At 47.2% G+C, this 19,596-nt stretch carries 14 protein-coding genes and 1 pseudogene; 7 read left to right on the top strand and 8 right to left on the bottom strand.

The annotated features are described in order from the left end of the window. Positions 1-8: 8 nt before the first annotated feature. From CLV98_RS09310 to CLV98_RS09325, 4 genes are all read left to right on the top strand, one after another. On the top strand, positions 9-902 hold the full coding sequence (locus CLV98_RS09310) for an SdiA-regulated domain-containing protein (protein WP_109674061.1): 894 nt from the start codon (positions 9-11) through the stop codon (positions 900-902). A 74-nt stretch (positions 903-976) separates the two neighbouring features. Next, complete coding sequence (locus CLV98_RS09315) at positions 977-4,786, top strand: metallophosphoesterase (protein ID WP_109674062.1); 3,810 nt, start codon at positions 977-979, stop codon at positions 4,784-4,786. A gap of 312 nt (positions 4,787-5,098) precedes the next feature. Then, positions 5,099-6,307 carry a GDSL-type esterase/lipase family protein gene (locus tag CLV98_RS09320; protein ID WP_109674063.1) on the top strand — a complete coding sequence of 403 codons (1,209 nt, stop codon included), beginning with the start codon at positions 5,099-5,101 and terminating at the stop codon, positions 6,305-6,307. A 62-nt stretch (positions 6,308-6,369) separates the two neighbouring features. Beyond that, on the top strand, positions 6,370-9,816 hold the full coding sequence (locus CLV98_RS09325) for a PVC-type heme-binding CxxCH protein (protein WP_229203292.1): 3,447 nt from the start codon (positions 6,370-6,372) through the stop codon (positions 9,814-9,816). Between the two features lie 256 nt (positions 9,817-10,072). Here the strand turns inward: CLV98_RS09325 and CLV98_RS23330 are convergent, their stop codons facing one another. The 7 genes and pseudogenes from CLV98_RS23330 to CLV98_RS23885 form a co-directional block, all read right to left on the bottom strand. Continuing rightward, a complete protein-coding gene (locus CLV98_RS23330) occupies positions 10,073-10,258 on the bottom strand; it encodes a VOC family protein (RefSeq protein ID WP_146202252.1) in 186 nt (61 codons plus the stop codon). A gap of 66 nt (positions 10,259-10,324) precedes the next feature. Beyond that, on the bottom strand, positions 10,325-11,788 hold the full coding sequence (locus CLV98_RS09330; RefSeq protein WP_109674065.1) for an alpha-L-fucosidase: 1,464 nt from the start codon (positions 11,786-11,788) through the stop codon (positions 10,325-10,327). 33 nt (positions 11,789-11,821) lie between these two features. After that, entirely contained in the window at positions 11,822-13,243 is a 1,422-nt protein-coding gene (locus tag CLV98_RS09335) for an alpha-L-fucosidase (RefSeq protein ID WP_109674066.1), read from the bottom strand. A 20-nt stretch (positions 13,244-13,263) separates the two neighbouring features. Then, positions 13,264-14,289 (bottom strand): isoaspartyl peptidase/L-asparaginase family protein, encoded by a 1,026-nt coding sequence (locus tag CLV98_RS09340; RefSeq protein ID WP_109674417.1) that lies wholly within the window; start codon positions 14,287-14,289, stop codon positions 13,264-13,266. Positions 14,290-14,308: 19 nt separating this feature from the next. Further along, positions 14,309-15,694, bottom strand: a complete 1,386-nt coding sequence (locus CLV98_RS09345; protein WP_229203293.1) for an alpha-L-fucosidase — start codon at positions 15,692-15,694, stop codon at positions 14,309-14,311. Positions 15,695-15,807: 113 nt separating this feature from the next. After that, entirely contained in the window at positions 15,808-16,662 is an 855-nt protein-coding gene (locus CLV98_RS09350; RefSeq protein ID WP_109674067.1) for a sterol desaturase family protein, read from the bottom strand. Positions 16,663-16,819: 157 nt separating this feature from the next. Beyond that, positions 16,820-16,951, bottom strand: a pseudogene (locus tag CLV98_RS23885) (SDR family oxidoreductase); the annotation flags it as partial. Between the two features lie 94 nt (positions 16,952-17,045). Between CLV98_RS23885 and CLV98_RS09360 the strand changes: the two are divergent. Together CLV98_RS09360 and CLV98_RS09365 are read left to right on the top strand one after the other, a co-directional pair. Next, a complete protein-coding gene (locus CLV98_RS09360) occupies positions 17,046-17,297 on the top strand; it encodes a type II toxin-antitoxin system ParD family antitoxin (protein ID WP_109674068.1) in 252 nt (83 codons plus the stop codon). Then, entirely contained in the window at positions 17,290-17,583 is a 294-nt protein-coding gene (locus CLV98_RS09365) for a type II toxin-antitoxin system RelE/ParE family toxin (protein WP_109674069.1), read from the top strand. Before CLV98_RS09360 ends, CLV98_RS09365 begins: the two co-directional genes overlap by 8 nt. 277 nt (positions 17,584-17,860) lie before the next feature. On the opposite strand, the gene CLV98_RS09370 is transcribed toward CLV98_RS09365, so the two are convergent. Further along, positions 17,861-18,577: an SDR family oxidoreductase gene (locus tag CLV98_RS09370; protein WP_109674070.1), complete on the bottom strand. Its 717-nt coding sequence runs from the start codon at positions 18,575-18,577 to the stop codon at positions 17,861-17,863. A 222-nt stretch (positions 18,578-18,799) separates the two neighbouring features. On the opposite strand from CLV98_RS09370, the gene fabG reads away from it, so the two are divergent. Next, entirely contained in the window at positions 18,800-19,546 is a 747-nt protein-coding gene (gene fabG, locus CLV98_RS09375) for a 3-oxoacyl-[acyl-carrier-protein] reductase (protein WP_109674071.1), read from the top strand. Positions 19,547-19,596 lie beyond the last annotated feature (50 nt).

Raw genomic sequence — 19,596 nt, forward strand, 5'->3', positions numbered from 1 at the left:
TTAGCTTCATGAATTATCCTCATATCTTGTTTGCCAAGCTACTCAATTTGGGAGTGGCGATCATCGCTCTTTCTGTTTGTATTTGTAGTTGCGGGGTGGGGCAAAGGCAGGCCAGCCAACCGATAAACCCTTACGACCTAGAGTCCCCTGCCAAGTCGCTATTACCGAATATCCTTACTGAGATATCGGGAATAACCTTTTCAAGTGAGCATACCGATACCCTGCTGGCTGTCCAGGATGAGTTGGGATTGCTATTCCATGTTTCTCCTGAAGGGAGCCTTCTCGCACAAAGTGTCTTTGGTAAAAAGGGAGATTATGAAGGGGTAGCCCTATTGAACCACCGTATTTTCGTGCTACGCTCGGATGGTACTATCTTTTTATTAGGGGTGCCAAGGGGCAAGCCCTCTTCGACAGAAATTATTGAAGGGCTCCTCCCTAAGGGAGAGTACGAAGGAATTTGTGGAGATAGTCTGACGAATACACTTACTGTTTTATGTAAAAACTGCAAGGTCGATAAGGGGGCGGAACAGGTGACGGCCTATACCATACCCGTAGATTTTTCTGATGGGATCGTTCAGATTTCCCAGCCCATTTCCCAGAAGATAGACCTCCACGTTCCGGCTTCTGAGAAGCGGTGGTTTAATAAACCTTTTCAGCCATCGGCCATCGCACGGCATCCCGTTTCGGGGGAGTGGTATATGGTGTCATCCATCAATTTGTCGCTGGTTGTGGCCGACTCAAATTGGATCATACGGCAGGTATATCCGCTCAAAAGGTCTGTTTTTAACCAGCCCGAAGGCCTTGCATTCGATAAGGTTGGCAACCTATATATCTCTAATGAGGGGGATAAGAAGAGGAAAGGGAATATACTGATGTTTGAGCAAAATAACATGGAGCAATAACCTATGGGTTGTGGTGTAGCGTAGACCGAAAAAGGCGGACTGACCGTTAAACCCCTCCTGATTTTTGAATAGTTATGAAAAATAATAGTTTAAAGAAAAAGAATCCTTTTGTACGTTGCATGTACTGGCTATTGGTAGCCAGCGGATTGTCGGCCTGTGCAGGGTATAAAACGCAATATTCTCCATTAGGTAGTCAATGGGCCGAAGAACAGCCCGATTCGAGTACCATCACCCATACCATGTATCTGATTGGCGATGCCGGTAACGACTCACCAGACGACCAAGCCCCCGTGCTGACCTATCTGAAAGGTAAGCTTGCAACGGAGTCTGCCAATAGTTCTATTCTCTTTTTGGGCGACAATATTTACCCAAGCGGGATGCCCCCTGAAGAAGATTCTCTGAACCGTTCTATTGCAGAGTACCGATTAACCTCTCAGCTCGAAATACTGGATGAGTTTAAGGGGCGTCCGGTTTTTATACCTGGCAACCACGACTGGCGTGGATGGGGAGGGAAGGGGCTGGCCCGACAACAGAAGTTCGTTCAGAAATATATTAACAAGCATAGAGGGGTCAAAGACAAAGACGACTATGAGGATTATTTCCTGCCTTTGGATGGTTGTTCGGGGCCAGAGGTGATAGAACTCAATGACGATGTGGTGGTCGTTGTGGTCGATTCCCAATGGTGGCTAATGGACTGGGATAAGGAGCCCAAAATGAACGACGGTTGTGAAATAAAAAATAGGGAGCATTTTAAGTTTGTCTTTGAGAATGTGATCCGCAAGTATCGTTCAAAAAAAGTGGTGATCGCCATGCACCACCCGCCCTATACCTACGGCCCCCATGGTGGCCGATTTACCTGGAAGCAACACCTATTCCCACTCACCGAAATGAAACCCAACTTGTATATCCCCCTTCCGGGGTTGGGTTCCTTGAGTGCCCTGTTTCGAGGTACCATAGGATCGAGGCAAGATATGGCCAATAAGCGCTATAAGGATCTGCGTAGAGCACTTTTTGCGGGAGCCAATAAGAATGGTAGCTTTATATTTGCCAGTGGTCATGAACATGGGTTGCAGTTTATTCAGGACGAAAATCATAGCTTTATAGTCAGTGGGAGCGGGTCGAAGAAGAGTCCCGTAGGAATGGGCAAAGGCTCTCAGTTTGCCTCTACTGAGCCGGGCTTTAGCACCATTCAATATTATGAGAATGGACAAGTATGGACCAACTTTTATGCCGTTTCTCCCGACGGATTACAAGCGAAGGTTATTTTCAGGAAAAGGCTCAAAGATAAGGTGCAGCCGGAGCCAGAAATGGGACTCAATGCCCCAGCTGTTCCCGCTTTAGCCAAGGATAGCGTCGATCACTTCGTGACCATGCATCAGGCAGCTAAAACAGGGGGGCTTCATGGCTTTCTCTTTGGGGAACACCACCGCAACCTCTACCAACAGCCATATACCTTTCGAGTGATGGACCTTTCCCAGGAAAGGGGGGGACTTACCCCCGTCAAACTGGGGGGAGGTAACCAGACCAACTCGCTCAGGCTCGAGGCGGCCGATGGCAAAGAATATGTGTTGCGAGGATTGGCCAAAGACGTTTCCCGTTTTATTCCCTTTCCTTTCAACAAGATGACGGCCGCCAAATATGTGGTAGAAGATAATTTCCTTTCTACCAACCCATTTGCCCCTTTGTCTATGCCGGTCCTGGCCGACGCCATAGAAGTATATCATACCAATCCACAGCTGGTTTTCGTTCCGGAACAGCCCGCCTTGTCCGACTATAATGGTATTGTAGGGGGTACCATGAATTTGTATGAGGAAAGACCCAAGGGAAAGCACTGGAAGGATGCCGCATTTTTTGGTAACCCCCACAAAATCGTAGGAACTGCCGATGTGGTGGAGGAGATCCTAGACGACCCCGATAGCCGGGTCGATGAAGCATGGATGTTGCGAACGAGGATGCTGGATTTTTTGGTAGGGGACTGGGACCGGCACGATGACCAATGGGCCTGGGCTTCCATCGATCAGTCAAAAGGTAGAACCTTGTTCAGGCCTATCCCCAAAGACAGGGATCAGGCCTTTTCTTTGTACGATGGGCTCGTGACCGGCCTCGCTAGGTTTACTCAGCCTTTTTTGAGGCAACTACAAAGCTTTGGCCCGGAAGTTAAAAATGTAAAATGGAGTACCTGGAGTGCCAGGCTGGTGGACCGTACCTTCCTCAATGGCCTTTCATGGGCCGAATGGCAACAGCAGGCGTTTTTTATTCAGGCGAAGCTCACCGACGAGGTGATCGACTCCGCGTTTGATTCGTGGCCCCCTGAGGCACGACGCCTGGCTAGCCCAGCCATCGCTCAAAATATCAAGTCGCGTCGGGATCGGTTAATGGACATCGCCCGGCAGCACTATGCTATCGTTAGCGAGTCGGTGGATGTAATTGGGACCAATAAAGAGGAATATTTTGAAGTAGATCGTATCAACGACCAACAGTTGAGGGTGAGGATTTACGATCTGTCGAAGAAAGGGAAATTAAAAAATAAAAGATACGATAGGACCTTCGATCAGGATATTACCCGATCGGTGCAGATCTATGGGGTCGGTGATGACGATACCTTCGTATTGCTCGGAGAAGGAACCCCTTCTATAAAAGTTCGTTGGATTGGAGGATTGGGTAAGGATCGCTTTATCGATGAAACTAAGGACTCCCCAATCGGCAAAAAGATATGGGTATATGACGATCTGAGGAATAATAAATTTCAAAAGAGCCCCCACTTTAAGGACTTACGGACGAGTCAATATCGGTATAACATTTACGATCGGCGCAGTGCCGACAGTAATTACGATATTTTGATGCCCATTCCAGTCGTTGGTTATAACCCCGACGACGGCCTGCTACTGGGTGGTGGCCTGAGCTATACCCGATATGGGTTTAAAAAAGCACCTTATGCTTCATTTCAGAAGGCTAGCCTACGTTATGCTTTCGGTACCAAATCTATTATACTCGACTACACCGGGGACTTTCTGAATACTTTCGGCCAGTGGGATTTTTATCTGGATGGACATCTCCATGGCCCTAGCTATGCCTTTAATTATGCAGGACTAGGCAATGCCTCCGTTCGTTTGCCCAAGCAGGCCAATTTTTATAGGGTACGGCAGCGAGGTGTAGCCTTGTTTCCGGCCATTAAGAAAAGATTGGGGAGTAGTGATGGGTTCTTTGCGATAGGTCCTTTTGCTGAGGCTAACAAAATAGAACAAACAGCAGGTCGCTTTATTACTTCTGGTAAGAACCAACTGGATGGTCAGATTTTCGATACCCAATATTTTGCAGGGGCCCGCGCGCTGCTCGATTACAAGAGTGTAGATAGTTATTCTATGCCTCATTCGGGAATACGGTTCAAAACGAGCCTAGACTGGACCCACGACCTACGCAATCAACGTCAATTTGCCGCTCTTAAGTCCCAGTTGGTGATTTATAAGGCGCTAGATACCAAAGAAAACTTCATACTTGCCACCAGGCTAGGTACCAACGTCAATTTTGGTAAAGGGTATACCTTCTTTCAGATGCCGACCCTCGGCGCCCGGCAAGGGCTACGAGGCTATAGGGCCGAAAGGTTTTATGGTAAAAGTAGCTATTGGCAGGAAACTGACCTTCGGGTTCGTCTCAATAGCAATTACAATCCAACCCTACCTCTCACCTATGGCCTGTTTGGTAGTTTCGATTATGGCCGGGTATGGATGGAACAGGATCGTTTAGAAAATTGGCATTACAGCTATGGCGGAGGGGTATGGTTCGCTCCAGTAGATTTGCTGACCCTGGCGGTAGGGGCCTTTATCCCGAGAGAAAAGGCTGAAGAGAGTCCAAGGATTTTATTTCAGATGGGCTTTTGGTTTTAATAGCCTCTGGGCTGAGGTATAAGCTTGGTAAGCCATAATGCCCAAAAAACCCAAGTCCGGCGACTCCCCCTTTTTTAGCTAGTGCCACCCGTTGACACGAACGGGTGGGTAGTCCATGGCCTAGGTAATTGCTCTTAATTCGATCGGCACTATTTGCGAATTAATCGCTTACCTGTCACTTGTTTATCTCCACAAAACTGGACACGCCTCCGTTGGCCGTATCAACAATTTTTGTCTTTTTTAGGTTATGATTTAGCCGTTTTCTCCTTCTTATAGTACTGATCTACTACTTGACATATCCCAACCCGATATATGAAACACCCATGCTTTTCCAAATACCTGCGCTTAGGGACTTATTTACTGGTGCTGATACCACTGTTTACCAGTGCGCAAACTAGGGATTTTGTACTTAAAGATGGTGATCGGGTCGTGTTTGTAGGAAATGGGTTATTCGAAAATGACTTGCAATTTGGCTATTTGGAGTTTGCACTCACCACGCGCTTCCCCACCAGGAATATCGTTTACCGAAATCTAGGATGGTCTGGCGATGATGTATTTGGGGCTTCCAGAAGTTATTATACCAATCCACCTACCCCTTATCAGTTACTGATTGAGCAGATCACCCAAGCGCAGCCAACGGTGGTATTTGTAGGTTATGGTGCAGCGGAGGCTCAGGAAGGCCAGGCAGGCGTCGCCAAGTTCAAAGCGGGGTATAACCAATTATTGGATGTCATCGATCAATTAGGAGCACAGGCTATCTTGCTATCGCCCATTCCAGTTTTAACTGCCGATGCTGAACAACGCAATCGTGATTTGCAGCTATATGGTAACCTGATCGCCACAGTGGCCAAAGAGCGTAATAAGCGATTTATTGATCTATTCGATCCTATTCTCAAATACGATACGTACCAGCTGTTGATGGACGACGGCTATCAATTGAATGAAGCCGGTTATTACTTTTTAAGTCAAGTCGTTGAAACTGGGCTTGGCTTTCCGGACAGGCGACGGGCCATTCAGGTGAAGTATTCCAAAAATGGAAGCAGCGTTTCGGCGCCTGCAGAGGTGCTCGCTTCCGTAACCGACCATGCGCTCATGGCTTTTAGAATAAACGACCCATTATTGCCCTTCCCCCTACCTGCCAAGCATCCAGAATTGTTTGAGGACCGAAATTCTATGACCATTACCGGACTAAAGAAAGGCTTTTATAAGCTCGTCGATGGGAATAAATTGATACAGTCGGGTTCTAAGAAGGCCTGGGCGCAAGGTCTACCTGTTACTCAAGGCAGTTCTTTTGACCAGTCCAATCGATTGATAAAATTGATTATGAAAAAGAATGAATTGTTTTTTTACCAATATCGGCCCTTGAACCGTACCTATATTGTCGGATTTCGGTCCTATGAGCAAGGTAAGCATACCCAGGAGCTGGACGAAATGAATGTTACGATCAAATGGCTGGAAACACAAATTATGCTCAATAGCCAGCCCAAGCCTGCCATTTACGAGTTGCGTGCAGCAGAATAAGTACGTCTTAGCTAACTGTCGCTCCAGATTCAATAATACACGAAATTATTAAAGTATATCCAATGAAATCGATTCCAACTTGTCATAAGCTGTTGTGGAGTATGGCCCTATTGCCATTTTTACTTTTCATGACCTCCTCCGCAGAAATTACCGAGCGGAATAATGATCCCGATCCACAACGGGAATTGGAATCGTTTCGAGTGGCCGAAGGCATGGAGGTTACCCTCTTTGCCTCAGAACCCATGGTAACCAAGCCCATTCAGATGAACTGGGATGCCGATGGCCGACTCTGGGTGGTGAGCAGCACGGCCTATCCAAACCTGAAAACAGGAGAGGAAGCCAACGACAAGATTTACGTTTTGGAAGATACCGATAACGATGGTAAAGCGGACAAATCCACCATTTTTGCGGAAGGACTACTCACCCCCACGGGTATATTGCCGGGTGATGGAGGGGTATATGTAGCTAATTCTACTGAAATTCTGTTTTTGAAAGATACCGATGGCGATGGAAAGGCTGACTTTAAAAAGCGGATACTGAATGGATTTGGCGTGGCCGATGTACATCATCTGATCCATACTTTTCGCTGGGGACCCGAGGGACTTTTATACTTCAATCAATCCATTTATACGTATAGCCATGTAGAGACGCCATTTGGAGTAATACGTTTGGAAGGTGGCGGCGTATGGCAACTGGATCCCAAAACACTGAAATTGGATATCTATGCGAGGGGTTTGATTAACCCTTGGGGTTTGCGTTTTGATGATTGGGGACAATCGTTTTTGACGGATGGAGCCGGTGGACAAGGTATAAACTATGCCTTCCCTGGTGCCACATTTGTAACTGCCCCCGGAGCCGAGAGAACGATACGCGGGCTCAATCCGGGCCAGCCCAAGCATAGCGGCTTAGAAATTGTTTCCAGCAGACATTTGCCTGACTCCTGGCAGGGCACTTTATTGGCCAATGATTTCAGAGCCAATAGGATTAACCGCTTTGTATTGGAAGAGCAAGGAAGTGGTTACGCTTCCCGCCAGGTGGATGATGTAATGTGGACGGATGATGTCGCTTTTCGCCCGGTTGATATCAATGTGGGGCCCGATGGTGCTATATATGTGGCCGATTGGTATAACCCGATCATTCAGCATGGAGAGGTGGATTTTAATGACCCCCGCCGCGACCAGAAGCATGGTAGGATCTGGAGAATTACGGCCAAAAAACGGCCCCTGTTACAAAAAGTAGCCCTTTCGAAAGCACCTGTAACAGCCTTATTGGACGCATTGAAATCCCCGGAAGAACTCACCCGTGCAAATGCCCGTCAGGTACTCAAAGAACGTGGACCAAAACTGGTACTGCCAGCCTTGGAGAAGTGGGTAGCCGATTTGGATAAAAATGATCATTCCTATGCACAACGAAAATTGGAAGCATTATGGGTGTACCAAGCGCTAAAAACGGTAAATGAACCGCTCCTATTGGAATTGCTGAATTCCCAAAATCACCATGCTCGTGCTGCTGCCCTGCGTGCATTGGGGTTTTGGTACGACAATATAAAAAATACAGCGGAGTTATTGTCAAAAGCGAGCAAAGACGTTCATCCACAGGTTCGCTTAGAAGCTGTAATTGCCTTAGGTAAGCTAAATACGGTTGACGCTGCCAAAACAGCACTTGCTGTTTTGGATTTTCAGATGGACGAATTTTTGGATTTCGCCCTCTGGCAAACCATGCAAGAGCTGGCACCCGTTTGGACGAAGCGAATTACCGCCGAACCTGGGTTTTTTGGTGATACTAAAAAAACGGTCTTTGCACTTAAATCGGTCAATTCGGCCAGTGCAGTTGCACAATTAATGAGCCTGTACCAAAAAAATGAAATTCCAGAACCCTATGAAAGTGATGTGTTAAACTCCATTGCACGAAACGGAACGGGGCGGGATTTGGATTTGCTGTTAGAGATAGCTACAAAAAAATCGGGTACCAGCACTGGTCAGCAATTGGCCGCCCTGGAAGATGCCTACACCCGACGCAAGGAAAAACCAACCAATGATTTGGTGAGGATTATGCCATTTACCACCAGCGGGGATCCTAAAGTGGCCCAAAGTGCGATTAGACTGGCAGGGTATTGGAAGCTTGAAAATCAGTTAGATGCTATTTTAAAATTAACCAATAGTGGTGACGTTGGGGTTCAGAAGGCCGCACTTTTTTCAGCTGCTTTGATGAATCCGCAGAAAGCACAAAGCCAATTCTCTGAAATTCTTGATGGGAAATATCCAGATGCATTGAAGTTATTGGTTGCTGGTCAAATGACCTCCATCCATGTTACGGCTGCTGCGGATAGGACCGTCAAATTATTGAATGAGCTACCCGCAAACGTCGATATTTCAGAGGTACTCCAAGCGTTTTTTAGAACCAAAGGTGGTATAGCTGCCCTTGGACAAGCCATTGCCACTACCAAAATCCCTCAACCGATGGCGATGTTCGCCAGGAAAGAGGTGCAACAGAAAGTACGGGGCAACCGCCAAACCGATGAAGACGTAGTCCAGTTAAAGAAGGCTTTGGAGCAATCGGGCGGTAGTTTGCCAGTAGAACGTATGCCTCAGGAATTAAGTGATTCGGAAATTGCCAAAATTGCCGGTGAAGCAAAAACAACTGCAGATCCAGTAAAAGGAGAGCTTTTATTCCGACAAACGAACTGTTATACCTGCCATGCCCTGGGTGGTGCCGGCGGATTAATCGGCCCTGACCTGAGTAGCCTGGGCACTAGTTCGCCTGCCGAAACCATTATTAAATCTATCCTTTACCCGGCTGTTTCTATCAAAGAGGGTTACGAGTTACAGCGCATCGTAAAAACGGATGGTAGTGAGTTGATGGGCTATTTGGTGAGTAGTGGAAATACTGAAATTGTGATGCGTGATGTGACGGGAATGGAACAAAATGTGGCCAAAAACCAAATTTCAAAAATAGAAAAAATACCCGGTTCATTGATGCCTCCTGGCTTGACTGCCTCACTGGACAAACAAGAATTTATTGACCTGATCGGATTTCTCTCGAGACTAGGGGAGTCTGGAAAATATCGAGTGCCGAATACCCGCTATGTACGTAGATGGGAGGGAATAACTAACGGAGAAAAAAATGCAACCGGCCTGGATAATTTGATCATGCACACGGCTACGCAAACCGGCATACCTATCTATAGTACCGTTTCTGGTGGAATTCCATTATCTGAACTTTCAGCTATAAAGGTTGGTAAGGATAAATTATATAGTTTAGTTCGGTTTGACGTAGAAGTGCTTAGTAAAGGAATAGTTCAAATTGAGCTCAATACAGGCCGTGGTGTGCTTGCTTGGATAGGTACGAAATCTCAAAAAATTGCCGGCCAGGGAATCAGCGCAGAACTGCCAATTGGTAAGCATCAGATCACCCTGGTCATCGACCGCGGCACAGTAGAAGCTTCGGAAATAACGGCCCAACTCAACGATAAAAGTACGGCACAAACGAGGTTGGTGATGGGGAGGTAATCATCGCGAATAACTGGAGGATCCTGCTAAGCTGGTACAAGTATATGCATACCCTAACCCAGCCAACGATTTTCTGCTATTGGAGTTTGGTCATGCGGCTCTTCGGCAGGTCGTTTTGTATTACGTATTTGGTATTGCACTCTAACAGGTGAATACCTCTCAGGAGAAAGATGGTATAGATATTCGAGATACAGTTCCCGGAACATACCTTGTCAGTATTAAAGAGGGAGAAAATTCCAAAACACTCCGTATTGTCTCAGGATATGCCTTTCGACAAGGCAGCAAACAATCTTTCGGTTTCTAGGCGGGTGTCGGGCATGAGGTTGATATTAACGTTATTCCCCATCTGTAGGTTGAACCCCCGCGATTCAGGGGAACCGGTCCCCATGAGACTATGGCCTCCGAGTATCTCCAGATACAAGACTGGCACCCAATCATTCAATTGGGTGCCAGTCTTGTAGCCTCAGCAGCATGGTAAACCGACTGAGGGGGTTGCTAAATCACTCGCTTAGTAGGCGTCTTTATATAAGCCAAAACCACTGATGGCCACCGCTACCGGCGACTTGGTGATGCGTAGTCTTACTTTTTGGGTGGTTACGGGAGCTTCTAGTTTTATGAGCCGCTTGGCGCCAACGCTGGTGGCCGATGCCACTTCCTGCCACTGCTGGCCATCCCAGGCGTCTACTGCAAACGCTTCGATACGCTGGCCCAACTGGATATACTCCTCCAGGGATATGATATCGAAGGTTACGGGTTTGCTCATTTCGACTATGGCATTTGGGGTGACAAAGTCGTCGTCAGTAGCCCAATAGGTGTCAGGGTTTCCGTCTAAGATATTTTTGGCAGAATAAATGGAATTGTATCCCCGGACATTTTCGGCCCGAATAGGCATTTTTGCGGCCAAATTAAGGGCGAAAGTTTTGGCGATCCGGTCTCCAAATTGCTTAAGAGCCTGCACATCGTCCTCATGCAGTTGTCCACGAGTATCGGGAGCCAAGCCTAAGTCTAATGCGGCTCCACGGCCTACGCTCTTCATATACAGTTCAAATAGGCGCTCAGGGCTTTTAGGTTTTTCATTTTCATGGTAAAACCAGCCTTTCCGTAAGGGTACGTCGCATTCGGCAGGTATCCACAGTTTACCATGCCGTGTGCCTCCCGGGTTTTCGGTGGCGTTAGCCTGGCCTGGCACGGCTTCATGCTTACCTACTGGTGGCACGGGTGTAAAAGTGGCCCAAGAGGTCTCGTTGACGGAACCGTCTTCGTTACCCGCCCAGCGGACGTCCCAGCCTACATCACTAAAAATATTGGCGCTGGGTTGCAGCTTGCGGGTGATATTGCCCCAGGTATTGGACCAGTCGTAATATACGGTGTTGTCGATAGATCGCTTCTCTTTGGCTCCTCCATAGTATCCGTCTCCACCCATGGCACCGTCGTGCCACGACATAAACAGCTCCCCATAGTTGGTATAGAGCTCAGTTAACTGGGCTCTATAGGTTTGCAGATATTCCGGTGAGCCATATTGAGCATTATTACGATCCCAAGGGGAGCAGTAAACGCCAAATTTAAGTCCATGCTTGCGTGCTGCATCGGCTACCTCACGCACCAAATCGCCTTTGCCGTTTCTAAAGGGGCTTTTGCTGATATTGTATTCGGTAGTTTTGGTAGGCCACAGCGCAAAGCCATCGTGGTGCTTAGATACCAATACGATACCACGCAGGCCTCCTGCTTTGGCGGCCAGTACGATCTGTTCGGCATTGAAATCGGAAGGGTTAAAGGTTTTTGGCTCGGCATCACCATAGCCCCATTCCTTATTTTCGAAGGTAGTAGGGGTGAAGTGAATCAGTCCATAGACCTCCGTTTTGTGCCACTCCAGCTGCCTGGGAGCGGGTAGGGCACCATAGGGCTTTGGGGGTGTTTGGGCTAGTACCGCCGAAGAGGCTACCAGATACAGTCCTAATAATGATTTACGCATATAATGATATTTTTTCTTAAAGAGGTTAGGTGACTATTCGATGATGAATAAATAGGCAGGCTGTTCGCCAATGCTATCGACGAGTTTGTCGGAGAGCTGTAGCACTCCATCTCTATGTTTTAAAGACGTTGAACCCTTGGCGATACTTATTTTTTGTTTCGAATTTAGTGTTAATCCCTCTATTTTCAATTGTTTGGGAAGCTTTTCTCCCTTGTCTGCCAGATAAAACGCGTAAGTAGTCTGCTCTTTCTGGGTGAAAGCCCACTTGCCCTGACGGTAGGGAGCTTTGGGTTTTGTACCGTAAATACCCTGACCATTGTCTTTCATCCATAGGCCTATTTCTTCTAAACGGTCATAGGCGACTTGGGGCCAAGTACCGTCGGGACCAGGACCAATATTGAGCAACAGGTTTCCCCCTTTTGAAACGATCTCCAGCAGGGTATGTACCAGCTGATGGGTGCTTTTCATGGGGTCGTTGGGTACATAGGACCAGGAGTTGCCCATGGTCATGCACGATTCCCAAGGGATAGGCATATAATGATCTGGGACCTGCTGTTCGGGAGTGACATAATTCTCGTAAGCCCCCGTTACGGTACGGTCTACTACCAGCAACCCCGGTTGCTTTTGCCGTGCAAGCTTGGCAATGCGGGCCATATCGATGTCCTGGTCGTAGGGGATCGATTTTTGCCAGCTAATATTGGGGTCTATCGAGCTAAAGGGGCGTACCCAGCCCCCATCGAGCCATAGGATGTCTATCTGCCCATAGTCAGTCATCAACTCCTGAATTTGGTTGTTGGTAAAATCCTTAAACTCCTGCCATTTTTCGGGATATTTCTTTGGGTCGTAGCTCACATTCCGGTCCTTAGGAGGGAAATAGGGCCACCAATACGACGGGGTGTTCCAGTCGGGTTTAGAAAAGTAAGTGCCGGTCATAAACCCTTCTTTTCTAAATGCCGACAAGATTTCTTTGGTGACATTGCTTTTAGGGTTTTTTCCGAAGGGGGTATTGGTGATTTTATAGTCGGTATATTTGGAGTCGAACATGGCGAAGCCGTCATGATGCTTGGTGGTAAACACCAAATATTTCATCCCCGCATTTTTGGCGGCAACGGCCCATTTCTCAGGATCGAACTGAACCGGGTTAAAGGAGTCGGCAATCCCCTCATACGCCTTTTTGTATTCGTACCAATTATGCGCATGAGGGCCGCGGCGCTCGCACCAGCCCTCATCTTCGGGGCATAACGACCAGGACTCTACGATTCCCCATTGGCTATAAGTGCCCCAATGCATCATGAGCCCGAACTTTACGTCTTGCCATTGGGCCAATTTGGCCTGCACCAAAGGGTCGGTAGGAGGGACGTATTTGGAGTGGTCTTGCTCGGCGTGTTGCTGTGCCGATACCCATAGCCCGTTGGCCATGGAACAAAGCAAAAAGGCTAAAGTTTTAATTTTCATCATTATCAATCGATCAGTTTCTAGGCAAAATGGCTTTTAGCGTTTATTACTTTGGGTTTACCCCCTTTTTCAGTTACGGTATAGTTAAATCCTTTTAATATGGAGTATGCACCTATTTCTCCTTTTTTATTGATGGCGATAAACCCTACCTGAAAAGTCTTTGCTCGTTCGGGGTTGGGTTTTACAATGCGTTCTATCGCTTTTTTGCAAGCCTGCTCTGGCGAAAGACCCGATCGCATAAATTCGACCACCAAGTGTGTTCCACATACACGGATCACCTCTTCTCCTTGCCCCGATGAGGTTGCAGCGCCTATTTCGTTGTCTACAAACAATCCTGCCCCTATGATGGGGGAGTCGCCTACACGTCCGCGCATCTTAAAGCCCATTCCACTGGTCGTGCACATTCCCGACACATCGCCATTGGCGTCTAAGGCCAGGGTTCCCATGGTGTCGTGGTTAAAAGAGCCATCATCTAAGCGAGCGGGAGCAAATGGTCCGTTCCCCTTGTTTTGTTGCAGCTCTATATTTATCACAGGCTTATATTCAGCCTTTTCTAGCCACTGATCATAGGTGGCCTTAGCAGAAGGGGACAATGCTGCGGATTCTAGTTTAAAACCATTTGCAAGCGCAAACTGCTGGGCCCCTTCACCAGCCAAAAATACGTGAGGGGTGGTCTCCATAAGCTTGCGGGCCACTGATATAGGGTGTTTGATACGCTCCATAAAGGCTACCGAGCCACAGTTAGACTTTTCGTCCATGATGCTGGCGTCCAGCGTTACATGCCCATCTCGGTCTGGGTTTCCTCCCAAGCCTACGCAGCAGTTGATGTCGTTCTCGATGGCGATAGCGGCTTGTTCCACAGCATCCAATGCCCTGCCGCCTTTTTCGAGTATGGGCCAAGCGGCTCCATTGGCGATCTGCCCGCTGTCCCAGGTAGAAATTACCACGGGCTTATTGACAGCCTTAGGGATTTGTAAGAAATTGGCCTGCGAAAAAGGGAGGGCCAGGGCCGATAGACGAAGAAAAGAACGGCGGTTGCGTTTCATGATCATATAGGTTAGTGGGTTAATTTAATACGTTGCTAAGTTTGAACACCCATGCCGACTGACAGGGGAGGTTGTTGGGCGTAACGGTAGGCAATTTTATCTCAAGACTACCTTGCTTATACCGGCTGCTAATGGGGGCTTTAAGACCCAGTAGCGCTAGGGCCGCGGGTTTATTTATATTTTTAACGACCAATTTTTCGGGCCAAGTCGTACAGTGCACATAAAGATCTTTTCCTTTTCGAGTATAAAACACCGTACTATCGGAACTAGCAGGAGCCTCTTTCCATGCCTCGGTTTCGTAGATGGCCTCCCCGTTTACCTCTAGCCATTTACCGATTTCCTGGAGGCGCTGTTGCATGATGACGGGTATGCGGCCATCGGCCGTGGGGCCTATATTGAGCAGAAAGTTCCCGCCTTTGGCGACGATCTGGATAAGGGTATGGATGAGGTAGTCGCCAGTTCTGTAGTCGTTTAGGTTTTCGTTTCGATTATAGCCAAACGACTCGCCAATGCCTCGGCACTCTTCCCAAGGCCGGTCGGACGAAACCGTCCCCGACCCATATTCTGTAGTGTTAAAACTCCCGTGAAGTCCTTTGGTATCGTTACCCCAGCGGTCGTTGACGACGATGTTTTCGTTTACTGCCTCGTTATTATAAAGCCAAGCGAGAAATTCCTCGCTCCGCCAGGTCTTAGCTGGGTGGTCCCATTCGCCATCTGCCCACAGCAGGTCGGGTTGGTATCGGGTTACCAAATCTTTCATCTGAGGGAGCATATGTTGGCTCACATAAGTATCGACATTGGATTGGTAGGTAGGGTTGAACCATTCGTATAATGAATAATAAAAGCCCATTTTAAGACCACTTTTTTTAATGGATTCAGAAAGGTCTCCTGCCAGGTCCCTATTGGGTCCTATGTCCATCGCATTCCAGTTCCAAGCTTGGGCGCTAGGCCATAGGGTGTAGCCCTCATGATGCTTGGAGGTTAATACCACGTACTTGGCACCCGCTTGTTTGAATAGCTCTGCCCAATCATCGGGATTAAAGAGCTCGGCCTTAAACTGGCCGGCAAAATCCTGATAGCGGCTATTGGGACCGTATACCCTGTTTTGGAAGTCGACAAACTCTTGATGGATTTTTAGGTTCGGTGCATGTAGGCGTTGCCAGTACCATTCGGCATAGCCACTTCCGAAGCCGTCGGCACCCGATTTGGTGGCCCATGCAGGTACCGAGTACAGACCCCAGTGGATAAAAATGCCAAATTTAGCCCCTTTGTACCAGGTAGGCGCCTCACGCTGGTCGAGCGATTCCCACGTGGGTTGGTATTGAGCCTGTACCTGTTGCGCCGAAATGAGTAGGAGGATAGAAGCCAAGAATGGCTGCACAAGTATGCGTAGTTTTTTCTTCAAAAGATAGTATTATTTTGGTTGGAATAGTCCTTTAAAGGCTAAGTTATTAAAAATATTTAATAACTAGGACCGCCTGATTTAATTCTTTGCCAAATATTGTTGGGTAAGAAGCTTTATTGGGCGGAGAAAGAGTCCTTTTTTTGGGAAGAAACAGGGGGACGGTACCTTTGGAAGGGGATTTTAAGTAGGTTCGCAATTTTTGCATTTTCTTGAGGATCTGGATGGGTATCGATCCCATAAATCAGGTTTTTCTGTTGCGTGTACTGAAAGGTGCCCAACAAGCGATCCCAAAAGGCGAAAATATTGCCATAGTTGGAGTCGGTAAAGGGTTGCTGGTAATGGTGGTGAATATGATGCATGTTGGGAGTGACCAGCACCCAACTCAGCAGACGATCCAAGCCACGTGGCAATACAATATTGGCGTGGTTGAACTGTGATAGCACGACCGATAGGGACTGGTAAAGAAAAACCAACCACATGGGGGCTCCCGATACGACGATGGCCAAGAGGGTGAAAACGAACCTTACCATACTTTCTCCTGGGTGGTGTCGGTTGGCGGTCGTGGTATCCACCTGTTGGTCGGCATGGTGAATAATATGAAAACGCCACAGAAATTTGACCTTATGTTGTATCCAATGCGCCAGCCACGCACCGATAAGGTCTAATACCATTAGGCCGATTAGGGCCTTTAGCCAAATGGGTAGGGGGGACAGCCAATGGATGATCCCGACGGAAGAGGAGGTGGCCCAATCACTGGTTCTTAACAATAAGAATGCCAAAGGCATATTGACGAGAATGGTGGTGAGGGTAAAGAAAAAGTTGACCCGGGCATGTTTCCACTTTTGATATTTAAATTGAAACAAAGGCCAGTTGTTTTCAATCAGCCAGAATAGCAAGATGCCCCCTATCAAGATCGCTGCCCGATGGGATGACGAAATCGTTTCGAAATAGTTGATGAAGGCATCCATGTCTAGGAAATTACCGTAATGTATTCCTTATAAATATATGTAAAATATTCATTTATAGCGAAAAATTATTAACAAAAGACTATTAATAGCAAAAGCCTCTCCATACGCACTAATGAGAGGCACAGGAGAGGCAATGGCTCTGTTCGTGTTTTTGCCGTTATTTTGGGGGCATGGTGGGGCGTACCTCTATTTTGCTCGGCAAGGTTCGGGCAGGCATTTTAATTAAATCGGAGACGATCTGTCCGATATCTTCAGGCTGAATCTTCCATGCGTCCTTGTCGGAGGGCTGTGCTATTGAGCATCATTTAGAGTAAAATGTATACTGGGTAGTTTCGGTTACCAATTTTTGGTAACTTTGCTCCTAGGTTAAAAAATAAAATGGTATGGGCAAAAACACCTCGATTTCAATAGGGCAACATTTTGATTCATTTATTCAAAATCAAATAGATACAGGTCGCTATGCATCAACTAGTGAAGTGATTCGGGCAGGGTTGCGCTTGTTAGAAGAAGAAGAGCAGAGGCTCAGGTTATTAAGGCAAGCTCTTATCGATGGAGAAGAGAGTGGCTGGGTAGAGAACTTTAATCCAACTGACTTCAAGGCTAAATTGATAAAGATTATTGAAGCTAATGAGTAAGTATAAACTTACTAAGCAGGCGGAGCATGATCTGGTAAAAATTTGGGATTACACCGTTCATGAATGGTCAGTTAATCAGGCAGAGAGATACATTGATAGCTTGGTATCCAGTTTTGAAGGGATTGCAGCAGGCAGAATAAAGGGCAAGGCAATTGATTCAGTCCGGAAGGGATATATGAAAACAATGCATGGCAAGCATTATATATTCTTCCGTTTTTCACCTGATAATATTGTTGAAATAATCAGAATTCTTCATGTCAGTATGGATATAGAAAGGTATCTATAAATGAAGTTAATAGGGTTTATTCTAACCTGCCGTTCTTGACTGCTCGAATCCTTGGACCAGTTTGTACTCCCCCCCCCACCCATGACCTATTCTCGACAGCTATTTTCTCACTGCAGACTTAATTATTTAGCCCATAGTGCTAAAACCATCACCTTATCCTTAAGTTATAAAAAACTTTAGGATGATTGTAAAAAAAATATCTAATTCAAAAAGCCCCTCCATATGCACCAGTTAGGGGCATAGGAGGGGCTTGCTGCCGTAATATAAGTTCGGATATTTATTTTGGGGGCATGGTGGGGCGTACCTCTATTTTGCTCGGCAAGGTTCGGGCAGGCATTTTAATTAAATCGGAGACGATCTGTCCGATATCTTCAGGCTGAATCTTCCATGCGTCCTTGTCGGAGGGCTGGTGGTGGTTGAATTCCGTAGCCACCGATCCGGGCATAACGGTCGATACCTTAATGCCAGCGTTTCGAACGTCCATCATCATGGCCTGAGAAAAGCCTACCACGCCAAATTTGCTGGCATTATAAGCCGTTCCACTAGGGAAGAAGTTGGTGCCTGCAAGGCTGGAAATGGTGATGAAATAACCCTGTGTTTCTGTGAGCGCGGCCAGGGAAGCTTTGGCGCTAAAGAATACGCCAGTGAGGTTAATATCGATGGTTTCTTGCCATTGTTGGGCGGTTAGCTCTTGGATGGGAGCGAAATGCCCCACTCCTGCATTGGCGATCAGATAGTCGAGGCGGCCGAAGTGTCCTATTACTGTAGCTACTGCTTGCTCCTGGGAGCTCAACTCGCGAACGTCGGAGGCAATGCCGAGGGCATAGCCGTCTTTAATGGTATTCAGCTTTGCGGCGGCTGCATCGGCTGCCGACTGGGAACGGCTGGTAATGGCTACTTTTATACCGTCTTTTATCAAGGCCTCCGCCACGCCGTATCCAATACCCTTGGATCCGCCAGTGACTAAGGCCACTTTTACAATTGATTCGGTCATTTTGAGTGTTTATTAATGAATAAATTTCGAAATACTATCCCCTCAACAGTATTCTGGAGTCGATGGTTTGCCTGTTTACGCAGAATTTTAAAATTCAGCCTCAGGCCTTAGATTTTTGTTCTATCTTAGTAAAAGTCTATTTTTGCCAAAGGTTGTGGGACTCTCAGTAGTCTACACATCCATTCTTGATCATAAAGCATAGTATCAACCCAAACGGAAGGAATGAATTTAGTTGAAAAAAAAGTAGCCTTGGTAACCGGCGCTTCAAGGGGCATCGGTCGGTCTATAGCCTTGCGCATGGCCCAGGAAGGTGCCGATGTAGCCTTTACTTATTTGTCTAGCGTCGAAAAAGGCGAAGCCTTGGTAAAGGAATTGGAGCAATTTGGAATTAAAGCCAAAGGGTATCGGTCCGATGCTTCTGACTTCCAGGCTGCCGATCAGCTGGTAACCGATGTGTTGGCGGACTTCGGTAAGCTCGACATCCTAGTCAACAATGCCGGAGTGACCCGCGACGGATTACTGATGCGAATGAGCGAAGAACAGTGGGATTCGGTAATGACCATCAATTTGAAGTCGGTCTTTAACCTTACCAAGGCCGCCATAAAGTCCATGATGCGGGCAAAAAGTGGATCTATCATCAACATCACCTCGGTGGTAGGGATCAGTGGAAATGCGGGTCAGGCCAACTATTCCGCCTCTAAAGCGGGAATTATAGGCTTTACCAAGTCGGTAGCACTGGAATTAGGATCACGTAATATACGATCCAATGCCGTGGCTCCTGGGTTTATAGAGACGGAAATGACTGATGCCATCGATACCAAAGCCGTAGAGGAGTGGAAACAATCTATTCCTATGAAGCGTGGGGGCCAGCCTGAAGACGTGGCCGATGCTTGCGTATTTTTAGCATCCGATCTGTCCAGATATATTACCGGCCAAGTGTTGCAAGTAGACGGAGGGATGTTGACCTAGCCCTGCCAACTTACACCTCTTGGGTAAGATATGGAAATTAAGTATTTTGG

Source organism: Dyadobacter jejuensis, assembly GCF_003149085.1.
GTDB lineage: Bacteria > Bacteroidota > Bacteroidia > Cytophagales > Spirosomataceae > Dyadobacter > Dyadobacter jejuensis.